The organism is Mycolicibacterium palauense (assembly GCF_002592005.1).
GTDB classification, from domain to species: domain Bacteria; phylum Actinomycetota; class Actinomycetes; order Mycobacteriales; family Mycobacteriaceae; genus Mycobacterium; species Mycobacterium palauense.
The window spans coordinates 20419-42652 of record NZ_NVQF01000023.1; the positions used below are offsets into that span (position 1 = coordinate 20419).

Annotated in this window: 23 protein-coding genes; 11 read left to right on the forward strand and 12 right to left on the reverse strand. The window is 68.4% G+C overall.

Going from position 1 to position 22234, the window contains the following annotated elements; genetic code table 11:
* Positions 1-51: 51 nt before the first annotated feature.
* From CSR00_RS11575 to nrdF, 3 genes are all read left to right on the forward strand, one after another.
* Positions 52-747: a TetR/AcrR family transcriptional regulator gene (locus CSR00_RS11575; protein WP_407662428.1), complete on the forward strand. Its 696-nt coding sequence runs from the start codon at positions 52-54 to the stop codon at positions 745-747.
* A gap of 52 nt (positions 748-799) precedes the next feature.
* Positions 800-2320 carry a flavin-containing monooxygenase gene (locus CSR00_RS11580; protein ID WP_099022551.1) on the forward strand — a complete coding sequence of 507 codons (1521 nt, stop codon included), beginning with the start codon at positions 800-802 and terminating at the stop codon, positions 2318-2320.
* A gap of 136 nt (positions 2321-2456) precedes the next feature.
* A complete protein-coding gene (gene nrdF, locus CSR00_RS11585; RefSeq protein ID WP_407662429.1) occupies positions 2457-3419 on the forward strand; it encodes a class 1b ribonucleoside-diphosphate reductase subunit beta in 963 nt (320 codons plus the stop codon).
* A gap of 19 nt (positions 3420-3438) precedes the next feature.
* Here the strand turns inward: nrdF and CSR00_RS11590 are convergent, their stop codons facing one another.
* The 8 genes from CSR00_RS11590 to CSR00_RS11625 form a co-directional block, all read right to left on the reverse strand.
* A complete protein-coding gene (locus CSR00_RS11590; protein ID WP_245905956.1) occupies positions 3439-4182 on the reverse strand; it encodes an enoyl-CoA hydratase/isomerase family protein in 744 nt (247 codons plus the stop codon).
* Between the two features lies 1 nt (position 4183).
* Positions 4184-5722 carry an aldehyde dehydrogenase gene (locus CSR00_RS11595; RefSeq protein WP_099022553.1) on the reverse strand — a complete coding sequence of 513 codons (1539 nt, stop codon included), beginning with the start codon at positions 5720-5722 and terminating at the stop codon, positions 4184-4186.
* Between the two features lie 40 nt (positions 5723-5762).
* Complete coding sequence (locus tag CSR00_RS11600) at positions 5763-6527, reverse strand: ABC transporter ATP-binding protein (RefSeq protein ID WP_099022554.1); 765 nt, start codon at positions 6525-6527, stop codon at positions 5763-5765.
* A 28-nt stretch (positions 6528-6555) separates the two neighbouring features.
* Positions 6556-7392 (reverse strand): ABC transporter permease, encoded by an 837-nt coding sequence (locus CSR00_RS11605; RefSeq protein ID WP_099022555.1) that lies wholly within the window; start codon positions 7390-7392, stop codon positions 6556-6558.
* Between the two features lies 1 nt (position 7393).
* The gene (locus tag CSR00_RS11610; RefSeq protein ID WP_099022556.1) at positions 7394-8230 is read right to left on the reverse strand and encodes an ABC transporter permease; all 837 of its coding nucleotides are present in this window, start codon (positions 8228-8230) and stop codon (positions 7394-7396) included.
* The gene (locus CSR00_RS11615) at positions 8227-9270 is read right to left on the reverse strand and encodes an ABC transporter substrate-binding protein (protein ID WP_099022557.1); all 1044 of its coding nucleotides are present in this window, start codon (positions 9268-9270) and stop codon (positions 8227-8229) included. The genes CSR00_RS11610 and CSR00_RS11615 overlap by 4 nt, the downstream gene beginning before the upstream one ends.
* On the reverse strand, positions 9267-10013 hold the full coding sequence (locus CSR00_RS11620; protein WP_099022558.1) for a GntR family transcriptional regulator: 747 nt from the start codon (positions 10011-10013) through the stop codon (positions 9267-9269). The genes CSR00_RS11615 and CSR00_RS11620 overlap by 4 nt, the downstream gene beginning before the upstream one ends.
* 194 nt (positions 10014-10207) lie before the next feature.
* A complete protein-coding gene (locus CSR00_RS11625; protein ID WP_099022559.1) occupies positions 10208-10765 on the reverse strand; it encodes a DUF6199 family natural product biosynthesis protein in 558 nt (185 codons plus the stop codon).
* A 36-nt stretch (positions 10766-10801) separates the two neighbouring features.
* On the opposite strand from CSR00_RS11625, the gene CSR00_RS31635 reads away from it, so the two are divergent.
* Positions 10802-11401, forward strand: a complete 600-nt coding sequence (locus CSR00_RS31635) for a DUF3349 domain-containing protein (RefSeq protein WP_328514703.1) — start codon at positions 10802-10804, stop codon at positions 11399-11401.
* Positions 11402-11464: 63 nt separating this feature from the next.
* Here the strand turns inward: CSR00_RS31635 and CSR00_RS11635 are convergent, their stop codons facing one another.
* From CSR00_RS11635 to CSR00_RS11645, 3 genes are all read right to left on the reverse strand, one after another.
* Positions 11465-12511 carry an NAD(P)-dependent alcohol dehydrogenase gene (locus CSR00_RS11635; protein WP_099022560.1) on the reverse strand — a complete coding sequence of 349 codons (1047 nt, stop codon included), beginning with the start codon at positions 12509-12511 and terminating at the stop codon, positions 11465-11467.
* Between the two features lie 170 nt (positions 12512-12681).
* On the reverse strand, positions 12682-12957 hold the full coding sequence (locus CSR00_RS11640) for a YciI family protein (protein ID WP_099022561.1): 276 nt from the start codon (positions 12955-12957) through the stop codon (positions 12682-12684).
* 23 nt (positions 12958-12980) lie between these two features.
* Positions 12981-14060, reverse strand: a complete 1080-nt coding sequence (locus tag CSR00_RS11645; protein WP_099022562.1) for an iron-siderophore ABC transporter substrate-binding protein — start codon at positions 14058-14060, stop codon at positions 12981-12983.
* A gap of 206 nt (positions 14061-14266) precedes the next feature.
* Here CSR00_RS11645 and ctaD point away from each other — a divergent pair, with 206 nt between their 5' ends.
* Positions 14267-16012 carry an aa3-type cytochrome oxidase subunit I gene (ctaD, locus tag CSR00_RS11650; RefSeq protein WP_099022563.1) on the forward strand — a complete coding sequence of 582 codons (1746 nt, stop codon included), beginning with the start codon at positions 14267-14269 and terminating at the stop codon, positions 16010-16012.
* A gap of 121 nt (positions 16013-16133) precedes the next feature.
* On the forward strand, positions 16134-17351 hold the full coding sequence (gene serB / locus CSR00_RS11655) for a phosphoserine phosphatase SerB (protein ID WP_245905958.1): 1218 nt from the start codon (positions 16134-16136) through the stop codon (positions 17349-17351).
* 56 nt (positions 17352-17407) lie between these two features.
* On the opposite strand, the gene yczR is transcribed toward serB, so the two are convergent.
* Positions 17408-18868, reverse strand: coding sequence for a MocR-like transcription factor YczR (yczR, locus tag CSR00_RS11660; protein ID WP_176562024.1), 1461 nt, complete (start codon positions 18866-18868; stop codon positions 17408-17410).
* Between the two features lie 62 nt (positions 18869-18930).
* Here yczR and CSR00_RS30100 point away from each other — a divergent pair, with 62 nt between their 5' ends.
* Genes CSR00_RS30100 through CSR00_RS11680 form a run of 5 tightly spaced genes read left to right on the forward strand, consistent with a single transcriptional unit; the run spans position 18931 to position 22227 of the window.
* Complete coding sequence (locus CSR00_RS30100) at positions 18931-19113, forward strand: hypothetical protein (RefSeq protein WP_141564341.1); 183 nt, start codon at positions 18931-18933, stop codon at positions 19111-19113.
* A 10-nt stretch (positions 19114-19123) separates the two neighbouring features.
* Positions 19124-19783, forward strand: coding sequence for a membrane protein YczE (gene yczE, locus CSR00_RS11665; RefSeq protein WP_176562025.1), 660 nt, complete (start codon positions 19124-19126; stop codon positions 19781-19783).
* A 13-nt stretch (positions 19784-19796) separates the two neighbouring features.
* On the forward strand, positions 19797-20636 hold the full coding sequence (locus tag CSR00_RS11670) for an ABC transporter ATP-binding protein (RefSeq protein ID WP_099022566.1): 840 nt from the start codon (positions 19797-19799) through the stop codon (positions 20634-20636).
* On the forward strand, positions 20633-21466 hold the full coding sequence (locus CSR00_RS11675) for an NUDIX hydrolase (RefSeq protein ID WP_099022567.1): 834 nt from the start codon (positions 20633-20635) through the stop codon (positions 21464-21466). The genes CSR00_RS11670 and CSR00_RS11675 overlap by 4 nt, the downstream gene beginning before the upstream one ends.
* A complete protein-coding gene (locus CSR00_RS11680; protein ID WP_099022568.1) occupies positions 21463-22227 on the forward strand; it encodes an enoyl-CoA hydratase in 765 nt (254 codons plus the stop codon). Before CSR00_RS11675 ends, CSR00_RS11680 begins: the two co-directional genes overlap by 4 nt.
* The last annotated feature ends 7 nt before the right edge of the window (positions 22228-22234 follow it).

A 22234-nucleotide genomic window follows, 5' to 3' on the forward strand; every position in this document is an offset into this window, starting at 1 on the left:
GTGCGCGTTGTCCCCAGGGCGAAACCGAAACCGGCCAGCCAGTCCGGTGAGGTGTCCGGTGAGGTGAAGGTCGACGCGCGCAGCGAACGCTGGCGGGAGCACCGCAAGAAGGTGCGCTCGGAGATCGTCGACGCGGCGTTTCGGGCCATCGACGCCCGCGGTCCCGAGGTCAGCGTCCGCGAGATCGCCGAAGAGGCCGGTACCGCCAAGCCCAAGATCTACCGGCACTTCACCGACAAGTCCGATCTCTTCCAGGCCATCGGCGAGCGGCTGCGCGACATGCTGTGGGCCGGGATCTACCCGGTGATCAATCTCGCGACCGATTCGGCCAGCGACGTCATCCGGCGCAGCGTCGAACAGTACGTCTACCTCGTCGACGAGCATCCCAACGTGGTCCGGTTCGTGCTGCAGGGCCGCTTTCCCGATCAGGCCGAAGCCACCATGCGCGCCGTCAACGAGGGACGTGAGATCACCTTGGCGATGGCCGAGATGTTCAACAACGAACTGCGTGAGATGGACCTGGACCGCGACGCGATGGAGCTGGCCGCGTTCGCGATGTTCGGGACGGCGGCCTCGGCCACCGACTGGTGGCTGGGGCCGAGCCCGGAGAGCGCGCGGCGCATGCCCCGGGACAAGTTCATCGCGCACCTGACGACCATCATGCTGGGCGCCATCATCGGGACGACGGCGTTGCTGGATATCCGGATCGACCCCGATCTGCCCATCCACAAGGCGGTTCCGCGCTGAGCGGCGGCCGCGGAGATATCCGGTACCGGCGTTCCCCGGTATTCTGGGTGGTATGAGCGCCACCGAATCCTCCGGGCCCGTCCACACCCGCGCCGTGATCATCGGAACCGGCTTCTCGGGGCTCGGCATGGGGATCGCCCTGCAGCGGCAGGGGGTGGACTTCCTCATCCTGGAAAAGGCCGACGACATCGGGGGCACCTGGCGGGAGAACAGCTACCCGGGCTGCGCCTGCGACGTCCCGTCCCACCTGTACTCCTTCTCGTTCGAGCCCAAGGCGGACTGGACCCGGATGTTCTCGCCCCAGCCCGAGATCCTGGAGTACCTGTCGGGTGTGGCCGACAAGTACGGCCTGCGCCGCTACATCCGGTTCGGTGCGACGGTGGACCGCGCGCACTGGGACGAGGCCGAGCAGCGCTGGCACGTGTTCACCGCCGCCGGCCAGGAGTACGTCGCACAGTTCCTCATCTCGGGGGCGGGGCCGCTGCACATCCCGGCGCTGCCCGACGTCGAGGGAATCGACGAATTCGCGGGGCCGGCGTTCCATTCCGCGCGGTGGCGCCACGACGTCGACCTGACCGGCAAGCGCGTCGCGCTGGTCGGCACGGGCGCCAGCGCCATCCAGATCCTGCCCGAGATCGTCAACCGGGTGGGCGAGGTCCAGCTCTATCAGCGCACGCCGGCCTGGGTGATGCCGCGGCCCAACCTGGAGATCCCGCCCCGGCTGCGGACACTGCTGGCCCATGTTCCCGGATTGCGGCCGCTGCTGCGCGGCGGCATCTACGGGTTCCTGGAGGCCACCGCCTTCGGCATGACCCGCCGGCCCGCGATGCTCAAGGTCTATGAATCCCTGGGCAGGTGGAACATCCGGCGCAACATCGCCGACAAGGAGCTGCGCCGCAGGCTGACACCGGACTATTCCGCCGGCTGTAAGCGGATCCTCTACTCGCCCAACTATTACCGGGCCGTGGCCAATCCGGCGACGACGGTGGTCACCGACCGCATCGCGCGGATCACCCCGCACGGGATCGTCACCACCGACGACCGCGGCAACGAGGTGCAGCGTGACGTGGACGTCATCGTCTTCGCCACCGGGTTCCGCGTGACCGATGCCTACACCTATCTCGACATCAAGGGCCCCGGGGGCGAGGACCTCGTCGACCGCTGGAACCGGGAGGGGATGGCCGCCCTGCGCGGCACCACCGTCGCCGGCATGCCCAACCTGTTCCTGCTGCTCGGGCCCAACACCGGGCTGGGGCACTCGTCGATGGTCTACATCATCGAATCGCAGATCCGCTATGTCTCGAAGGCGATCGACGCCGTCGACGCCGCCGGCGCCGAGGCCCTCACGCCCACCCGCCCCGCGCAGGACGCCTTCAACGCCGCGGTGCAGGACCGGCTCGGGCACAGCGTGTGGAACACCGGCGGCTGCCGCAGCTGGTACCTCGACGACCACGGCCGCAACCGGGTGCTGTGGTCCGGCTTCACCTGGGAGTTCCGCCGCGCGACGCATTCGCTGGAGCCCGCCGAGTACGAGTTCTCCGGTGCCGCGGTGCCCGGCGGGAAAGCCGGTTAGAAATTCGTCGGCGACACAACGTGTTGTGTTGCGCCGCGATGTCAGACACCAGTTGTAGTGTTGCGGTCACGCATCTGGTGTCGCGTCGGTGGTGCCTGTTCAGTGCAGAGAAAAGGGGTTTCAGGTGTCCGAGGGAATGAAGCTGATCGACCGCGTTTCGGCGATCAACTGGAACCGTGTGCAGGACGAGAAGGACGCCGAGGTCTGGCACCGGCTGACCGGGAACTTCTGGTTGCCCGAGAAGGTGCCGGTGTCCAACGACATCCAGTCCTGGAACACTCTGACCGCGCATGAGAAAGAGCTGACCATGCGGGTGTTCACCGGCCTGACCATGCTCGACACCATCCAGGGCACGGTCGGGGCGGTCAGCCTGATCCCCGACGCGCTGACCCCGCACGAGGAGGCGGTCTACACCAACATCGCCTTCATGGAATCGGTGCACGCCAAGAGCTACAGCACCATCTTCTCCACCCTGTGCTCCACCGTGGAGATCGACGAGGCGTTCCGCTGGTCGGAGGAGAACCCCAACCTGCAGCGCAAGGCCGAGATCGTGCTGGAGTACTACCACGGCAACGATCCGTTGAAGCGCAAGGTGGCCTCCACCCTGCTGGAGAGCTTCCTGTTCTATTCGGGCTTCTACCTGCCCATGTACTGGAGCAGCCGGGCCAAGCTGACCAACACCGCCGACATGATCCGGCTGATCATCCGTGACGAGGCGGTGCACGGCTACTACATCGGCTACAAGTTCCAGAAGGGCCTGGCCCTGGTCGACGAGGCCACCCGCGCCGAGCTCAAGGACTACACCTACGAGCTGCTCTTCGAGCTCTACGACAACGAGGTCGAGTACACCCAGGACCTCTACGACGAGGTCGGCCTGACCGAGGACGTCAAGAAGTTCCTGCGCTACAACGCCAACAAGGCACTGATGAACCTCGGCTACGAGGCCCTGTTCCCGCGCGACGAGACCGACGTCAACCCGGCGATCCTGTCCGCGCTGAGCCCCAACGCCGACGAGAATCACGACTTCTTCTCCGGCTCGGGGTCGTCCTACGTCATCGGCAAGGCCGTCAACACCGAGGACGAGGACTGGGAGTTCTGACCGCCCGGTTCGGGCAACGCTACTTGTGCAGCCGGCGCAGCGAGCCCAGGACCAGCCGGTCGCTGGCCAGCTCGTAGGACTGGCGCTGGGAAAGTGACTCCACGGAGCCGAGCATGGCCTTGATCTCGGCATGTACCCGGGGCTGCCCGGCCGACAACGCTGCGACGGCCCGCTTTACCGCCGCGTCGAGGGCGTCGACGTTGTCGGTGACCTCGTTGAGCAGACCGATCCGGACGGCCTCGTCACCGGAGACACCGTCCCCGCTCGCCGTGAGCCAGAAGGCCGCGCGTCGCCCCACCATGCGCGGCAGCCACGCCAGCACCAGCGCCGGAGCCAGGTTGATTCGGACCTCCGGAAAGCTCAGGCGGGCCTGCCGGGTCGCGATGGCGACGTCGCAGAGCGCGGCCAGGCCGACACCGAACCCCGCCGCGTCACCGTGGACCCGCGCGATCGTCACCAGCCGCGTCGACGCCAGGGCGTCGTTGACCGCGACCAGGCGGCGCACTTCGTCGGGAAGCTCGTCGGGGGTGGCTGCGGTGCGTTCCCGGCCCATGCAGAATTCGTCGCCCTCGGCCGAGATGACCACGACGTGAACGGGGTCCGGCGGTGAGGTCAGTACCTTCGACAGTGCATCACACATCGGCATCGTCATCAGGTTGCCGTCCGGGCCGTGCAGCACGACCTCGAGCACGGCACCGTGCTGCCGGAAGGACAGACCGTCCACGGTCGGCAGCGCGTCGTGACTCACGAGATCCATCGACATGTCAGTTGAGCCTTTCCAGGGCGATGCCCCCGTACCAGTCGACGTCGTCGGGTGCCGTACGCACGCTGACGGAACGGACGTGGGTGAAGTCGTTGAACGATTCCCAGCCGCCTTCGCGGCCGTGGCCGCTGTCGCGGACCCCGCCCCACGGTGAGCAGGGGTCGAGCCGATGGTGGTCGTTGACCCAGACGATGCCCTGCTCCAGCTTCGACGCGACACGGTGCGCGCGCGCCACGTCTCGGGTCCAGATCGCCGAGCCGAGTCCGTAGGGTGAGTCGTTGGCGATCCGTAGCGCGTCCGCCTCGTCGGTGAACGGAATGACGACCAGCACCGGGCCGAATATCTCTTCCCGAGCGACCCGCATCTGGTTGGTGACATTCGACAGCACGGTCGGGGCGACGAAGTACCCGTCCAGCCCCGGCACCGCCGGAACGACACCGCCGGTTTCCAGTGTCGCCCCCTCGGACACACCCGTCTCGACATAACCGAGGATGCGTTGCCGGGCCCGCTCCGAGATCACCGGCCCCAGTTGCGTGTCGGGCTGGCTGGGATCACCGATCCGGATACGTTCGGTCTGCGAGACGAGTGCGGCCACGAAGTCGTCATAGACCGTGTCCTGTACGAGCACACGGGTCCCCGCGATACACGTCTGGCCCGCGCCGACGAACCCGCCGAAGGCCGCTCCGCGGGCGGAGACCTCGACGGGGATGTCGTCGAAGACCAGAACCGGTGTCTTGCCGCCCAGTTCCACCGTCGATTTGGCGAATCGTGATGCGGCGGCCACCGAGATGCGGCGGCCCACCTCGGTCCCTCCCGTGAAGACGACCTTGTTGACCAGCGGATGTTCGGCCAGACCGGCACCGGTTACCGGTCCCAGCCCGGGAATGACATTGAAGACGCCCGGGGGAATGCCCGCCTCCAGCGCCAGCTCACCGATGAGCAGTGCGGTGAGGGGGGTCTGCTCGGAAGGTTTGAGCACCACGCTGTTCCCGGTGGCCAACGCGGGTGCGACGCTCTTGGAGGCGATCATCAGCGGGTGGTTGAACGAGGAGAGGGTGGCGACCACTCCCAGCGGGAACCGTGAGGTGTACGAGTGGTAGGGGCCCGACATCGGGACCACCGCATCACGGCCGGCCAGCAGCAGCGCGGCGTTGTACCGGTACCACTCCGGGAGCCGGCTGATCTGCGCCTTGGTCTCGGTGATCGGCCGACCGTTGTTGTCGGTCTCGAGGCGATAGAGCTTGTGCATGTCGCGCTCGAGCAGATCCCCGAACCGGTTGAGTACGCGAGACCGCTGGTGAATCGGCATCTGGGACCACGATCCGGAGTCGAACGCCGCGCGCGCCGAGACCACGGCCTCGTGGGTGTCCTCGATGCTGGCGCTGTGGCAACGGGCGAAGACTCTTGCGGTCGCGGGGTTGACCAGCTCCAGGATCTCCCCACCGCCCGGGCGTAGGTCGCCGTCGATCAGAAGCCCGTGAACGTGCTCGCCGTTTCTGGAAGGTCCGGACGCAGCGGGGCGCACCGTAGGTTCAGTCATGAAATGCTCTCTCACAGAGGGTTTGGACGCTGGCGGTGGCTCAGGCGCTGGCGGGTACGGATGGCAGTCCCGAACCGGCCTCGAGCTCCTCGAACCGGCGCAGGATCGACGATTCCAGGACGGCGACATCGGTGTTGGAGGCCCGGCGCGGGCGGGGGAGCTCGACGGGAATGTCCTCGTGGATGCTGCCGCCCGGGGCGAGCATCAGGATCCGGTCGGACAACTCGGCCGCCTCACTGACGTCGTGGGTGACGAACACGACGGTCTTGCGGGTTTGTGCCCACAATTCCTGAAGGTGTTCGCGCAGACCGCGGGCCGTGATGGCGTCGAGGTGGCTGAACGGTTCGTCCATCAGCAGCACATCGGGCTCGATCGACAGGGCCCGGGCGATCCCGACTCGCTGCTGCTGCCCGCCGGACAGCTGGCCCGGCCACTTCTTCTCGGCGTGGCCCAGGCCCACGCGGTCGAGGGCTCGGTGTACGCGCTCCTTCGCCGCGTCGTCACGTACCTTCTGGACATACATCAGGTTGTCGAAGATCGACCGCCACGGCAGCAGCCTCGGTTCCTGGAACACGTAGGCCAGCTTCGCCGGCGCGTCGGAGCTCCCGACGGTCACCGCGCCCGAGGTCGCAACCTCGATCCCCGCGATGATGTTGAGCAGAGTGGTCTTTCCACAGCCCGACGGGCCGACGAGGGATACGAACGAGCGGTCGGCGATCTCGAAGCTGATCCGGTTTATCACGGTCTGAGGTCCCGTCGGTGTGTTGAACACCTTGGTCAGGTCGGTGACAGCGACATTGGCCATGCTTATCTCCTTCACTTCGTACGGGGGCCTATGCGGCGGTTGGGGCGGACGCAGCGTTGCTCGCGGAATCACTGTCGCGCCAACGGAATGCGCGCCGTGAAAGTCGTTCCAGAAGAACACGGTCGGTGATGACCATGAACACGATGAAGAAGGCGATCCACGCCACGAATCCGGGCAACTGGTTGGCGTCATACCAGTAGCGGGCGCGGTGGCCCACGCCGTCGGCGGATCCGAACCATTCGGAGAGCAGCAGACCGTTCCAGCCCGACATGACCCCGAAGCGGATACCCGTCACCACGTAGCCGGTGACCGCGGGCAGGATGGTGTCCCGCAACCGACGAATCCAGGGCACGTCGTAGGACTCGGACATATCCAGCAGTTCCGGTGGCACGGACCGCGCGCCCGCGGCCACGTTCACCACGACGAACGGCACCGCGGACAGGACCACGGTCACTATCGGGGCGGTGTCGGAGAAGCCGAACCACATGGTGCACAACAGGGCCCAGATCACGGCGGGAACCGCGAGTCCGACCAGGTTGACGTCGCCGAAGAGATTGTCGAGGATCCCCGATGAGCCGATCGCCAGCCCGATCGCGATGCCCAGAACGATCGACAGCACCATCCCGATTGCGAAGCGCTGCATGCTGATGGCGAAGTTGAAGAAGAACTCGCCACGCTCGATCTCGCTCAGCGCCGCGTCCACGACAGGCAGCGGGCCGGGGATGCGTTCACCAAACATGCCGAACAGTTGCCAGGCCGCGAGGAAGACCAGGGCGGCCGCCATGCTGGCGCCGAACCGGCCGGTCAGCCAGCTCGTTTGCGTGACGCGGCGGCCTGCGGCCGCGTCCGGCGCGGTTTCGTTCATCTCAGCGTCCGCCTCTCCAGGCGAAGAACCGCCCCTCCAGCCCGGCCAGGAAAACCCGCTCGATCAACAAGATGAAGATGACGAAGAACCCGGTCCACGCCAGCACACCCGCAACCGAGAACTCCTGGTAGGACTGGCGAATCATGAAGCCGATGCCGCTGCGGCCGCCGAACACCTCCGTCAGTGCCTCGACCTTCCATGCCATGGCGAACCCGTACCGCAACGCGGCGAACAGGAATGGCATCACCGACGGCAGGAGCACCGATCGGATGATCTCGGCGCGGCCGATGCCGTAGACCGCGCTCATGTCGACGAGCCGCGCGTCCACCTCTTCGACGCCCTGGGCGACATTGAGGGCGACGTAGGGCAGCGCGACGAATGCCACGACCACGATCGGGCCGACCGCGCCGATGCCGAACAGGATGAGCGCGAACACCGCGAACGCCAACCCGGGCACATTACCGAGGACCAACAGGGGTTGTTGCCAGAAGTACTTCTGGTAGCGGATTCGGCCCATCAGCAGTCCCAGCGGAACGCCGACCACGGTGCCGATCGCGAAGCCCAGCGCGATCTTGACGATGCTCGAGCCGAACTGGACGAAGGCGGTGCCGTCGGCCGCGAGCCGCCACATCTCCGCGCCCACGGTCCACGGTGCCGGCAGGACGTACTCGGTGAACAACACCAGTGAGCACAGCGACCAGACGGCGAACAGGATCGCGTACCCGGCGAACCGGACTCCCAGTCGCCGTGCCGCCTCGACCCTCGGGCGGCCGGGTGCAACGCCCGCATCGGGAGCCGCGCCCGGCGCGTCCGTGGGATTGTCCGTGCTCACCGTCACGAAGCGCCGCCCTGTTCAGACGGCCGGAACTTCGGCAGTGCCTGATCCTGGTCCATGAAACCGGTTTCCTTGAGCAGCGGGAACACCTGCGACTCGTTGTCGGCCCAGGTCTGGTCGAAGCGAATGTCGCGGACGAACCAGTCGTGGTCGCCGACGTAGTCCTGGACGAATGAGATGTCCTCGGGCGCTTCGACCGCGAAATGCTGGGGGTAGGTCTCGATGATCGAAGCCTTGTTGGCCTCCCACTCCTGCAGACCGCGCTGCCACACATCCAGGAAGAACTCGGCCTTGTCGGGGTTCTGCTCGGCCCACTCGGCACCGGCGAGGAACACGTTGATCATCGGGCCCTCGTGATCCTCGACGACGAGGTCGGCGTACATGTCCGACGACGCCTTTCCGTCGTAGAGAACTTTCAGCTCGCCACTGCGCAGCCCGGGAGTGGCGAACTCGGGCAGGCACACGCAGGCGGCGACTTCACCCTTCTCGACGAGTTCGGCCTGCTGTTGAGGGTCGGAAACCACGATGTTGTAATCACCTCCGCCGGAACGGAAGTCGACGTCGTGGAGCTTCTTGGCGTAGGCGCCCCAGACCAGGGTCGCCGAGACGGCGGTGAACGCGGAGATGTCCTGGCCCTTGAGGTCGGCGAGTGTGGTGGCGGGATTGTCCGCACGGGCGATGATGACGCTGCGATCCATGTTGTACTTGCCGATGATGATGGTGTCGCGGCCGGTCTCCTGCTCGATGACGGGCACCTCGTAGGAGGCCGAGGAGACGATGTCGGCATGACCGCCGGCGAAGACGCCGAATTCGTCCCAGGTTGACGACGCGTCGATCGTGTACCCGGACTCGGCTTCCATCTCGGCGAGAATTCCCTGGTCGGTGATGTAGTCCCAGACCGGATCCGGAGCGAACGTGAAGCGGATGACACCGCCTTCGCCGTCACCCGCCCCCGAATCGGGCCGGGAGACACACCCCGACATCGTGATCACGGTGGTTGTGGCGATCAGTGCCGCCGTCAGCCGGCGTCCGAGACCCTTCACGATTTCGTTCCCTTCGTCTGTGCGGCCCGCGGCTCCTGTGTCACAGGGGCGAGTTCTCGGTGGTCCTGGTCGTGGTAGCTGATGACGTCATCGCCACCGGTCGCGGTGGGGTGCTCGAGCAGGTAGGACAGGATGTAGTCGTGCGAGGTCGCCAAGTGTTCGCGGGTGAGCGTCCCGGCCAGGGCGGCATCGCCGGCCTCCACCGCTCGCAGGATCGCCACGTGCTCGGCATGCAGGTGCTCGGTCTGGCCGATGACCTCCAGGTGCATGTACAGGTAGCGGTCGGTGAGCCGGCGTAACTGCTCGACGAGTTCGATCATGCGAGGACGGCTGGCCCGCTTGTACACGCACGCATGGAATTCGGCGTTGGCCACCAGCCAGATCGGCGCCTCGTTGCTGGACTCCATCAGATCCATCTGCCTGCGCATGGACAGGATGTCGGCACGTCCGACATTCGGCACCGCGATCTGAGTGGCCATCGGCTCGATCGCCTCGCGCAGTTCGTAGAGCTCCTGCAGTTCGGGCACCGACATTCCGGTGACGATCGCGGTCGCCTTGGAGGTCGGGTGCAACAGTCCCTCCCCGGCGAGCAGCTGAATCGCGTCGCGGACCGGTATGCGGCTGACGCCGAAGCGCTCCGCGATGCTGAGCTGCGAGAGGCGTGACCCGGGTGCCACCTCGCCGTGCAATATCTCGTTTCGCAGCTGAGCCGCGATGCGGCTGGCCGCACTTTGGTATGCCATTCACACTCCCTGTCTACGGTTACGCAAAAATGTATACATCGAATGACATGGTGTCAATCACATTGCGCAATCAGTGAGATGTGGAGCACACCGGCGTCGAAGTCGGCGGTGAGCGTGACCCGTCGGGACGGCTCGGGTCCGGCTAATTCATCGGCACGGTCGCCGGCAGGGGTCCGGCGCGGCGGGGTCGACCGTCACACGGTGTAGGGGGTGCAGTGCGCAAGGGTCCGGGGGTGCTCACCGGAGAGGGTGAACACCTCCTTGTCCGGGCCCGGGCGGCGCGGGTCGCGAACCTCCACCGTGTCCATCCCGGCGTCCATCCCGGTGTTGATCCCGGTGTTGATCCCGGTGTTGATCCCGGTGTTGATCCCGGTGCCGATGATGGTCACGTCGACGCCGAGTTCCTTGGCCAACGCACGCACCTCGTCGGGGTTGGCGACGCGGGTCCCCGACCAACGGATGGCGCTGGTGATCCGGGGCAGGATCTCGGTCGTACACCGCTCGTAGTCCGCGTCGGCCCGGTCCTGTGCCCGCCAGGTGGGAGCCTGCGCCAGGATTCCGACACCGATGCAGAGGAGGGCCACGCCGGCGATCCCCGAGCCGATCGCGTTGACCCGGGCGTAGGTCTCCGACGGCTCGGGCCTCTTCTTGAACTTCCAGCCCTCGTCGAGGAAGAACGCCAGTCGCGGGCGCAGGGCCAGGAACAACGCCGCCACCCCCGCCACCAACGCGAGGACTCCCAAACCGATCATGTCCGCTCCTGGTGGATACCGTTCGTCCGGGACGAGATGCCTGCCGTGAGAGGGTCGGCCACGATGTCGAGCGCCATCACGCCGGATCGACGGCTCCCCACCCACGAGGACTGCATCTCCCGGGTTATCTCCCGGGATCCTGCGGTGTCAAGCCACCCCGACCTCGACGGGGCCGTCGCCGTCGAGCGCCGCCTCAGGGAGGCGGGTCCCGGGCGTCCCGGTCACGCCGGTGAACGCCCGGTGAATGCGCCGGGAACTGTGACCGCGGTGCTGGCGTCGCGGGGCACCGGGCTGGACACTGTCGTCGTGACCGCCAAGACGATGCTGCATTCCGTGCTGGAGTGGCTGCGGGCCGGCTACCCGAACGGCGTGCCGGGGCCCGACCGGGTTCCGTTGCTGGCGCTGCTGCGCAACACCCCGTTGACCGAGGACGAGATCAAAGACGTCGTCCGCGAGATCGCCGCGGAGGAGTCGCACGCGCCGGCCGGGCACCGGGTCGACCACGACGAGATCGAGCACTTCATCGCCGATCACGTTCACCACGACGCCGGCGAGGAGAACGTCCGTCGGGTCGCCGCCCGACTGGCGGCGGCCGGGTGGCCGCTGGCGGGTATGGGCCCGTCGGCCGGCGAGTGAGCCGCGGCCCGGGCGGCCGACGTGGGGGGTCGGCCGCCGGGCCCGGGCTGCTGGTCGGTGGGGCTAGATGGTCGATGCGTCGATCACGAAGCGGTACCGCACGTCGCTGGAGAGCACCCGCTCGTATGCCTCGTTGACATAGGACGCCTCGATGACCTCGATCTCGGGAGTCACGTCGTGCTCGGCGCAGAAGTCCAGCATCTCCTGCGTTTCGGCGATGCCGCCGATCAGCGAGCCCGAGATGCTGCGCCGACCGAAGATCAGCGACCCGGCCGGGACGGTCATCGGGTTCTCGGGCATGCCCAGTTCGACCAGTGTGCCGTTGACCTTCAGCAGGCCGAGGTAGTCGGACAGGTTCAGGTTGGCCGAGACGGTGTTGATGATCAGGTCGAAGCGGCCGGCCAGCTTGGTGAAGGTGTCGGCATCGGCGGTGGCGTAGTACTCCTCGGCGCCCAGCCGCAGCCCGTCCTCCATCTTCTTGAGCGACTGGCTCAGCACCGTCACCTCGGCGCCCATCGCCGCGGCCAGCTTGACCGCCAGATGGCCCAGGCCGCCCAGCCCGATGACCGCGACCCGGCTGCCCTCGCCGGCCTTCCAGTGCCGCAACGGCGAGTAGGTGGTGATCCCGGCGCACAGCAGCGGGGCCGCCTGGTCCAGGCCGATGCTCTCGGGGATCCGCAGCACGTAGTTCTCGTCGACGACGATCGCGGTGCTGTAGCCGCCCTGGGTGGGCTTGCCGTCGCGGCCGATGGCGTTGTAGGTGCCGATCATCCCCGGGTTGTCGCAGTACTGCTCCTCGCCGGCCCTGCACTGGGCGCACTCGCGGCAGGAGTCGACGAAACATCCGACCCCGACCCGGTCGCCGACCTTGAACTTGGTGACCTCGGGGCCCACCTCGGTGACGATGCCGGCGATCTCATGGCCGGGCACCAGCGGGTACTTCGCCGGGCCCCACTCGCCGCGCACGGTGTGGATGTCGGAGTGGCAGATGCCGGCGAACTTGATGTCGAACGCCACGTCGTGCGGGCCGACGTCGCGCCGCTCGATGGTCGTCTTGGTCAGCGGCGTGGTCGCCGAGTCGGCGGCGTACGCGGAAACGGTGGTGGTCATGGTCTCCTCGTGGGGTGTGCTCGTGGCTTCGGACGGTCGGTCCGCTGCGCGCGGCGCTGAGCGCTAGTGCATAGCTTACCGAAGTAATTGGGGCGGGGTGCTCCGTCGCGCCCCGGACACAGCCAACCCGCGCGGCGACCGGTTTAGTCCCGCGCGGGGTGAAATGTGGATTACAGGCCGGGGGCGCGCAGCGCGCCGTTGAACCCGACCCGCTCGTAGCTCACCAGGCCCGCCCGTTGGTAGGGGTCGCTGGCCATCAGTTCCTCGGCGGCCTCCACCGAGATGTCGCCGGTGATCAGAACACCGCCGCGCTGGGACTCCTGACGGCCGGCGAGGATCAGCCGTCCGGCCTCGATCTCACGCTGTATCCAGGCCACATGCTGGGGCCGGGTCTCATCGACCACCTCGAGGGGCTGCAGGTACGTCAGCGTCAGTACGTGGAACACCCCTGAGAACCTAGTCGGTACGGCTAGTTGATGGGCGCGTTGATCCAGCGCAGGTCGTCGATGACACCCCGGGCCGCCACCAGGCCCTGGCCCGTCTGCCACACCTCGTTGTTGACCACGAACACCCGGCTGTCGCGGTTGGCCGAGAGCTTTCGCCAGGCGTCGCTGTGCATCACCTCGGGGGCGCGGTCCTTGGCCGCCGGTGAGGCGAAGGACACGTAGACGATGTCGCCGTCGGCCGCGGAGAAGTCGGTGGAGCCGGACAGGTCGGTGGTGCCGATCTCCAGGTAGGGCCGGTCGGTGAACCGCTGTGCGGCCGGCCGGTCCACGCCGACGGCCCGCACCACGCTGGCGGGGAAGTTCTCGGCGCCGTAAACCCGCAGTGTGGTCTCGGTCAGCTGCACGATCGAGGCCTGGTAGTGGGTGGCGTCGTTGGCGATGCCGCGCTGGCGGGCCTGCTCGTTGAAGTCGTCGACGAGCGAGCGGGCCGCCTCGGCCCGGCCGGTCGCCGCGCCCACCGCCCGCAGCGTGTTGCGCCAGTCCGCGCCGCCGTCGCTGGTGAAGACCGTGGGCGCGATCGCCAGGAACTGGCTGTAGGAGCCCGGGGTCAGCGCCGCCGAGCCCAGGATCAGGTCCGGGCGCATCGCGGTGATCGCGGCGGTGTCCGGTGCGCTGCGCGGCCCCACGCCGGGGACGTCGTGGATCACCGTGCCCAGGTAGGACGGCTGGGCCTCGGAGCCGTCGGGCAGCGCCGCCCCGACGACGCGGGACTGCAGGCCCAGGGCGCACAGCGCGTCGAGCTGGCCGGCGGAGAGCGCGACGATGCGCTGCGGGTCTGCCGGCACGTCCACGGCGCCGCGGTCGGCGCCGCTGTCGACCCGACGCGTCGGCGGGCCCGGGTCCAGGGGAGCGGGGTCACTCGCACACGATTCGTCGGGCCTGCGCTGGTTGCCCAACACGCCGGCGCCCGCGATCTGGGTTGTGCTGGTGATCACGCTGCGAGACGGGGCGGCCGGGGTCTCGCCCCGGGGCTGCGTACAGCCGGCGCACAGCAGCGCTGTCGCGGCGACGATGGCGGTGGTGGTGACGGTGAAAACCCTCACGGAGGGAACCGTGAACGCCCCTGCGGGCCCTCGGCGGAACGGCACGCCCGACGGTAACACTGGGCGACACCCACCCCGGTATTCCCGACATCTACGACAGAATGTCGGACCCGTGCCGACAGACGCCGGCAAGGGGGCTAATATTCGTGAGGAGATTCAGGATCCACATCTGTGGATGCCCGGACAGTGAGTGTTTGGAGGAGCTCTTGACCGCCGAAGCGCCCCCGATCGGAGAACTCGAGGCGACCCGTCCGTTCAAGGAGCGTATGGGCCCCAAGGGCAACCTGATCTACAAGCTGGTGACGACGACCGATCACAAGATGATCGGCATCATGTACTGCGTCGTCTGCTTCATCTTCTTCGGGATCGGCGGCCTGATGGCCCTGCTGATGCGGACCGAGCTGGCGGTGCCGGGCCTGCAGTTCCTGTCCAACGAGCAGTTCAACCAGCTGTTCACCATGCACGGCACGGTGATGCTGCTGTTCTACGCCACCCCGATCGTGTTCGGCTTCGCCAACCTGGTGCTGCCGCTGCAGATCGGTGCGCCCGACGTGGCCTTCCCGCGGCTGAACGCCTTCTCGTTCTGGCTGTTCCTGTTCGGCGCGATGATCGCGATGAGCGGGTTCATCACCCCCGGCGGCGCGGCCGACTTCGGCTGGACGGCGTACTCCCCGCTGACCGACGCCATCCACTCCCCGGGTGCCGGTGGTGACCTGTGGATCCTCGGCCTGGCGGTCGGCGGCCTGGGCACCATCCTGGGCGCGGTCAACATGATCACCACCGTGGTGTGCATGCGCGCCCCGGGCATGACCATGTTCCGGATGCCGATCTTCACCTGGAACATCCTGGTGACCTCGATCCTGATCCTGCTGGCCTTCCCGCTGCTGACCGCGGCGCTGTTCGGGCTGGCGGCCGACCGACTGCTCGGGGCGCACGTCTACGACCCGGCCAACGGCGGGGTGATCCTCTGGCAACACCTGTTCTGGTTCTTCGGGCACCCCGAGGTGTACATCATCGCGTTGCCGTTCTTCGGCATCGTCTCGGAGATCTTCCCGGTGTTCAGCCGTAAGCCGATCTTCGGTTACACCACGCTGATCTACGCCACGCTGTCGATCGCGGCGCTGTCGGTGGCGGTGTGGGCGCACCACATGTACGCCACCGGCGCGGTCCTGCTGCCGTTCTTCTCCTTCATGACGTTCCTGATCGCGGTCCCGACGGGCATTAAGTTCTTCAACTGGATCGGCACGATGTGGAAGGGGCAGTTGACCTTCGAAACACCGATGTTGTTCTCCTTCGGCTTCCTGGTGACCTTCCTGCTGGGCGGCCTGTCGGGTGTGCTGCTGGCCAGCCCGCCGCTGGACTTCCACGTCAGCGACAGCTACTTCGTGGTCGCGCACTTCCACTATGTGCTGTTCGGCACCATCGTGTTCGCCACCTACGCCGGGGTCTACTTCTGGTTCCCGAAGATGACCGGACGTCTGCTCGACGAGAAGTTGGGCAAGCTGCACTTCTGGCTGACCTTCATCGGTTTCCACACCACCTTCCTGGTGCAGCACTGGCTCGGTGACGAGGGCATGCCGCGGCGCTACGCCGACTACCTGCCCACCGACGGGTTCACCACCCTGAACGTGATCTCCACGATCGGCGCGTTCATCCTGGGCATCTCGACGATCCCGTTCGTCTGGAACGTGTTCAAGAGCTGGCGCTACGGCGAGGTCGTCACCGTCGACGATCCGTGGGGCTACGGCAACTCCCTGGAGTGGGCCACCAGCTGCCCGCCGCCGCGGCACAACTTCACCGAGCTGCCCCGCATCCGCTCCGAGCGTCCGGCCTTCGAGCTGCACTACCCGCACATGGTGGAGCGCATGCGTGCCGAGGCGCACATCGGCCGCGCCCATGGCCCGTCCGACGGCGATGTCACGCGGCTCGACGACGAGAACGTGCGTAGCTGACGACGGCGGCGAACAGGGTGACCCGGCAGTTGACGGTGTCGTTTTCGAAGTCGTTTTCGGTGTGGTCTCCGGTGTGGTCTCCGGTGTCGTATAGGGTCACCTCTCGGTGAATTCGTCGAATGTGTCGGTGCTGATCACAGTCACCGGCGTGGATCAGCCTGGGGTGACCTCCGCGCTCTTCGGGGTGCTCTCCCGGCACCGTGTCGAACTGCTCAACGTCGAACAGGTGGTCATCCGTGGTCGCCTGACCCTCGGTGTGCTCGTGTCGACGGTTCCGGAGGTGGCCTTCGACAGCGGTTTTCGGACCGAGGTGGAGCAGGCCATCCAGGATCTGGGCCTCGAGGTGGCCTTCGACCACAGCGACGACATCCCGGTGATCCACGCCCCCTCGACGCACACCATCGTCATCCTCGGGCGCCCGATCACCGCGCAGGCCTTCGGCTCGCTGGCCCGGGAGGCCGCCGCGCTGGGCGTCAACATCGACACCATTCGCGGCGTCTCGGACTACCCCGTGACCGGTCTCGAACTGCGGGTGTCGGTGCCGCCGGGTGTCGGCAAGCAGCTGCAGGCCACCCTGGCGCGAGTGGCCGTCGACGAGGGCGTCGACGTCGCCCTGGAGGACTACAGCCTCACCCGGCGGGCCAAGCGGCTCATCGTCTTCGACGTCGACTCGACCCTGATCCAGGGTGAGGTCATCGAGATGCTGGCCGCCAAGGCCGGCGCCGAGGCCAAGGTCGCCCAGATCACCGAGGCGGCGATGCGCGGCGAACTTGACTTCGCCGAATCACTGCGCGAGCGGGTGGCCACCCTGGCGGGTCTGCCCGCGGAGATCCTCGACGAGGTCGCCGACCAGCTGGAACTGACCCCGGGCGCGCGCACCACCCTGCGCACCCTGCGTCGGCTGGGTTTCCGCTGCGGCGTGGTGTCCGGGGGATTCCGTCAGGTGATCGACCCGCTGGCCCACGAACTGCAGCTGGACTTCGTCGCCGCCAACGAACTGGAGATCGTCGACGGCAAGCTCACCGGCCGGGTGGTGGGCCAGATCATCGACCGGCCCGGCAAAGCCAAGGCGCTGCGGGACTTCGCCCAGGACGCCGGGGTCCCGATGGCCCAGACGGTGGCCGTGGGTGACGGCGCCAACGACATCGACATGCTGGTAGCCGCCGGCCTGGGGGTGGCGTTCAACGCCAAACCCGCGCTGCGGGAGGTCGCCGACGCCTCGCTGAGCCACCCCTACCTGGACACCGTGCTGTTCATCCTCGGGGTGACCCGCGGGGAGATCGAGGCGGCCGACGCCGTCGACGGGATGTGGCGGCGGGTGGAGATCCCGCCCGAGTAAGGGGATGAGGCGGCCGCGACCCCGTGCCACGAGCGCTCGCGGCAAGGGGCGCCGGCTCAGACGATGGCGGCCCCCTGCTGCGGAAGGCCCGCCCCCGTGCCGGTCACCGCCGACCACGCCTGTGCCAGCAGCGCCACGCCCGCGGTGAGCTGCTCCTCGGACAGGCTGAACGGCACCCGGATGTAGCGCTCCAGCGAGCCGTCCACCCCGAACCGCGGCCCCGGCGGGATGTCCAGGCCCAGGCGCGACGCGGCCGCCGAGACCGCCGAGCTCATCGGGGCCGGCAGCCGGAACCACTGCGACAGCCCGCCGGTGGGCAGCCCGGCCGCGCAGGGCCGCCAGTCCGGCAGCTGCTCATCCACCAGCGACAGCACCAGCGCACGGCGCGACCGCAGCAGCTCGCGGCGCGCCGGCAGCAGCTCCTCGGCACGGGCGAGCAACTCGGCGGCGGCCAGTTGCTCCAGGATCGCGGTACCCAGGTCCACCGACGGCCGGTGGGCGGCGATGGTGGCCAGGCTGGACCGTTCGGCGCGGATCCAGCCGATCCGCAGACCACCCCAGAACGACTTGGACATCGATCCGACGGTCACCAACAGGTCGCGGCGGGCGGCCATCGCCGCGGCCAGCGGAGGCGGGACCGGTTGGTCCAGCCAGACCTCGCTCATGGTCTCGTCGACGATGGTCCGGGTGCGGGTCTCCGCGATGATGTCGACCAGCCGGCTGCGCTGCGCGGCCGGCATCGTCAGCCCCGTCGGATTGTGCTGGTCGGGGATCAGGTAGGCCAGGTTGGGTGCCAGTTGGCGCACCGCGAACCCGAGGGCCTCCAGGTCCCAGCCCTCTTCCGGGCCGATCGCGACGGGCACCGCGCGTCCGCCGGCCGCGGCGATGGCCGCCAGGGCCCCCGGAAACGTCGGCTGCTCGACCAGCACACGATCGCCGGGCTCCAGGTAGGTCGACAGGATCAGCCCGATCGCACCGAGCGCCCCGGTGGTCACCATGATCTGCTCCGGATCGGTCGGAAGGCCACGCGCACAGTACCTTTCGGCGATCGCGACGCGCAGCGGCTCGACTCCGTAGAGCTGATGGCCGGTCTGGTGCAGGTAGGGGGCGATCTGCTCGGCGGCCACCGTGAACGCCTCGACGACCGCCGACGCGGGGGCGGCCATGGCCGCTGCGGCGAAGTTGACGGCGTGGTCGGCCGGGCCGGCGGCGGCGATCGCCTTCTCGGGCAGCGCGGTGGTGCTGCGGGCCCCGCGCCGGGCGTGCAGGTAGCCATCCTCGCGCAGCTGGGTATAGGCGGCGGTCACCGTGGTCCGCGATACCCGCAGGGCGTCGGCGAGGGCACGTTCGCTCGGCAGGCTGGCGCCCACCGGGACCTGACCGTCGACGACGAGCATGCGCAGGGCGTCGGCGAGACCCCGGTAGACCGGGCCGGTGGCGGCACCGGTGCGCCAGTTGCCGAGCTCGCGGACCAGGCGGTCCAGATCCAGGCGGCGCGGCGGTGTCATGCTCTTCATTCAAGCCAGTTTGCGCCAAGTGGCTATTGATAGCAAGTAAACCGCCAGTCCAGTATCGAGTCATGACGATCAACTGGATATCGCAGTGGGCGCGCCGTTGCGCTTCCCGGCTTCGTGCGCCGCTGCCCCGTGAACGCCGCCACCCCACCCTGGACTCCTTCCCGGGCGGTGCGCTGGATGCCGACCTCCGCCGGGCCCGCACGGACCTGGCGGCCGTGCGTGCCCGGTTCCAGGACCACCGATGAGCGGGCACCGATGACCGCGCTGCGACGGGGGACCGCGCTGCTGAGCGGATTGACGCTCTACGGGTTCTCGATGGCGTTGATGGTGCGCGCCGGGCTGGGGCTGGACCCGTGGGACGTGTTCCACCAGGGCCTGGCCCGGCACACCGGCATGACGATCGGTCTCGCCTCCGCGGTGGTGGGGGTGGCGGTCCTCGCGATGTGGATTCCGCTGCGCAACCGGCCCGGCATCGGGACGGTCGCCAACGTCGTGGTCATCGCGGTGACCGTGGACGGTTCACTGGCGGTCCTGCCCCCCGTCGAGGCGCTGGCGCCCCGGGTCGGCGTGATGCTGGCCGCGGTGGTGCTCAACGCCGTGGCCACCGTGCTCTACATCGGCGCCGGCCTGGGGCCGGGCCCGCGCGACGGGCTGATGACCGGGCTGGTGGCGCGGTCCGGCCGGTCGGTGCGACTGGTGCGCACCGCCATCGAGGCCACCGTGCTGTTGACCGGTTGGCTGCTCGGCGGCACCGTCGGGGTGGGGACGGTGGTCTACGCCTTCGGCATCGGTCCGCTGGTCCAGCTGGTACTCAGGCTCACCCCGCGGCGGCTGTTGGCGGGCAGCGGCTGGCACGCGGTCGTCGGGGCGGGGACCGAGCGACCCGGCACGCTCGGTCGGGTCGAAATCGCCTGACTACCATGGTCGGGTGCCCGCAGCCGCTGCCCCCACCGATCCAGACCTGCTGATCGACTTCCGGAAGGTCTCGCTGCGCCGCGGCGGCCGCACCCTGGTGGGGCCCGTCACCTGGCAAGTCGAACTCGACGAGCGGTGGGTGATCATCGGGCCCAACGGCGCCGGGAAGACCTCCCTGTTGCGGATCGCCGCGGCCCTGGAGCACCCGTCCTCGGGGACCGCGTATGTGCTCGGTGAACGGCTGGGCCGGACCGACATGTCCGAGCTGCGGTCACGGGTGGGGCTGAGCAGCTCGGCACTGTCGCAACGGGTGCCCGACGACGAGATCGTGCGTGACCTCGTCGTCTCGGCCGGATACGCCGTGCTCGGCCGGTGGCGGGAGAACTACGAGGCCGTCGACTACGAGCAGGCCGTCGACATGCTGGAGAGCGTCGGCGCCGAACACCTCGCCGAGCGCAGCTACGGCACCCTCTCGGAGGGGGAACGCAAGCGCGTGCTGATCGCGCGCTCGTTGATGACCGACCCCGAGCTGCTGCTGCTCGACGAGCCCGCGGCCGGATTGGATCTCGGCGGGCGTGAGGAACTGGTGGCACGGCTGGCCGACCTGGCCGCCGACCCCGACGCCCCGGCGCTGGTGCTGGTGACCCACCACGTCGAGGAGATTCCGCCGGGCTTCTCTCACGCCATGCTGCTGTCGGAGGGAGCGGTGGTCGCCGGTGGCCTGTTGACCGAGGTGCTGACCGCGGAGAATCTGTCCGCGGCCTTCGGTCAGTCCATCGCCCTGGAGAACGTCGAGGGTCGCTACTTCGCCCGCCGGGTGCGCAGCCGGGCGGCCCACAGGAGGCGAGCATGAGCAGTGACGTGACGGCCGACTTCACTCCGCTGCCGGCCCGCCCGGCGGCCACGGTGATGCTCGTTCGCGACACCCCGGGCGGCATCGAGGTGTTCCTGATGCGCCGGCACCGCGCGATGGAGTTCGTCGGCGGCGTGATCGTGTTCCCCGGGGGCGGGGTGGACGACCGGGACCGCAGCGTCGACCTGCACCGGATGGGGGCCTGGCACGGACCGCCGCCGGAATGGTGGGCGCAGCGGTTGGGCGTCGACGAGGAACTGGCGCCGGCGCTGGTCTGCGCGGCAGCGCGGGAGACGTTCGAGGAGTCCGGGGTGCTGTTCGCCGGCCCCGCCGACGCCTCGAGAGGCCCCGGAATCGTCGGTGACGCGAGCGTGTACGCCGAGGCGCGCGCCGCGCTGGCCGACAACACCTTGTCCTTCGGCGACTTCCTGCGCCGCGAGGGCCTGGTCCTGCGTGCCGACCTGCTGCGTCCATGGGCGAACTGGGTCACTCCCAAGGAGGAACGCACCCGCCGCTACGACACCTATTTCTTCGTCGCCGCACTGCCCGAGGGGCAACGCGCCGACGGGGAGAACACCGAATCCGACAGGGCGGACTGGTCCACTCCCGATGTGGCGCTGCAGGATTTCGCCGCCCACCGCACGTTTCTGCTGCCGCCGACCTGGACCCAGCTGGACTCGCTGGCCGGGCGGACCGTCGGCGAGGTGCTGGCCGTGGATCGACAGATCACCGCTGTCCAGCCCAATCTGACTGTGGCAGAGGGAAACTGGGAGATCGAGTTCTTCGACAGCGAGCGCTACAACGCGGCGCGTGCCGGACGGGCGCCGTGACCGCACGGCCGCGCGAGTTCGTCAGCGTCCACACCGGTGACGAACAGCCACGGGTCGCGACGCTGCTGCTGTCGCGGCCACCGACCAACGCGCTGACCCGGCAGGTCTACCGCGAACTCGCCGAGGCCGCCGCCGAGATCGGCGCACGCGACGACGTCGCCGCGGTGATCCTGTTCGGCGGACACGAGATCTTCTGCGCCGGCGACGACGTCCCCGAACTGCGCACCCTGTCCCCGAAGGAGGCCGGTGTGGCCGCGCGGGTGCGCCACGACGCGATCGAGGCCGTGGCCGCCATCCCCAAACCGACGGTCGCCGCCGTCACCGGCTACGCCCTGGGCAGCGGGTTGACGTTGGCGCTGTCGGCCGACTGGCGCGTCGGTGGCGACAACGTCAAGGTCGGCGCCACCGAGATCCTCGCCGGGCTCATCCCCGGGGGCGGCGGGATGGCCCGGTTGGCCCGCGCCGTCGGGGTGAGCCGGGCCAAGGACCTGGTGTTCTCGGGCCGGTTCGTGCACGCCGAGGAGGCGGCCGCGCTGGGGTTGCTCGACGAGATGGTGGCTCCCGACCACGTCTACGACGCCGCGCTGAGGTGGGCGCAACGTCTGGTCGACGGGCCGGCCGAGGCGCTCGCGGCGGCCAAGGCCGTCATCGACGGTGTGGTGGCCACGCGGCCCAAACGCGTCATCGAGGAGCGGCGCCGCTACGTCGAGGTGTTCCTGTCCAGTCAGGATGCCGGTCAGGAGCCCGGAGACGCGGGATAGTCACGGC

What these genes read in the sequence shown, in the direction of transcription:
- CSR00_RS11595 (WP_099022553.1), bottom strand. Translation starts at nt 5,722, where the DNA reads ATGACTGAACCTACGGTGCGCCCCGCTGCGTCCGGACCTTCCAGAAAC.
- CSR00_RS11635 (WP_099022560.1), bottom strand. Translation starts at nt 12,511, where the DNA reads ATGACCACCACCGTTTCCGCGTACGCCGCCGACTCGGCGACCACGCCG.
- CSR00_RS31635 (WP_328514703.1), top strand. Translation starts at nt 10,802, where the DNA reads ATGCCTGCCGTGAGAGGGTCGGCCACGATGTCGAGCGCCATCACGCCG.
- CSR00_RS11590 (WP_245905956.1), bottom strand. Translation starts at nt 4,182, where the DNA reads ATGTCGATGGATCTCGTGAGTCACGACGCGCTGCCGACCGTGGACGGT.
- CSR00_RS30100 (WP_141564341.1), top strand. Translation starts at nt 18,931, where the DNA reads ATGACGATCAACTGGATATCGCAGTGGGCGCGCCGTTGCGCTTCCCGG.
- CSR00_RS11675 (WP_099022567.1), top strand. Translation starts at nt 20,633, where the DNA reads ATGAGCAGTGACGTGACGGCCGACTTCACTCCGCTGCCGGCCCGCCCG.
- CSR00_RS11605 (WP_099022555.1), bottom strand. Translation starts at nt 7,392, where the DNA reads ATGAACGAAACCGCGCCGGACGCGGCCGCAGGCCGCCGCGTCACGCAA.
- CSR00_RS11625 (WP_099022559.1), bottom strand. Translation starts at nt 10,765, where the DNA reads ATGATCGGTTTGGGAGTCCTCGCGTTGGTGGCGGGGGTGGCGGCGTTG.
- CSR00_RS11600 (WP_099022554.1), bottom strand. Translation starts at nt 6,527, where the DNA reads ATGGCCAATGTCGCTGTCACCGACCTGACCAAGGTGTTCAACACACCG.
- yczE (WP_176562025.1), top strand. Translation starts at nt 19,124, where the DNA reads ATGACCGCGCTGCGACGGGGGACCGCGCTGCTGAGCGGATTGACGCTC.
- yczR (WP_176562024.1), bottom strand. Translation starts at nt 18,868, where the DNA reads ATGAAGAGCATGACACCGCCGCGCCGCCTGGATCTGGACCGCCTGGTC.
- nrdF (WP_407662429.1), top strand. Translation starts at nt 2,457, where the DNA reads ATGAAGCTGATCGACCGCGTTTCGGCGATCAACTGGAACCGTGTGCAG.
- CSR00_RS11580 (WP_099022551.1), top strand. Translation starts at nt 800, where the DNA reads ATGAGCGCCACCGAATCCTCCGGGCCCGTCCACACCCGCGCCGTGATC.
- CSR00_RS11620 (WP_099022558.1), bottom strand. Translation starts at nt 10,013, where the DNA reads ATGGCATACCAAAGTGCGGCCAGCCGCATCGCGGCTCAGCTGCGAAAC.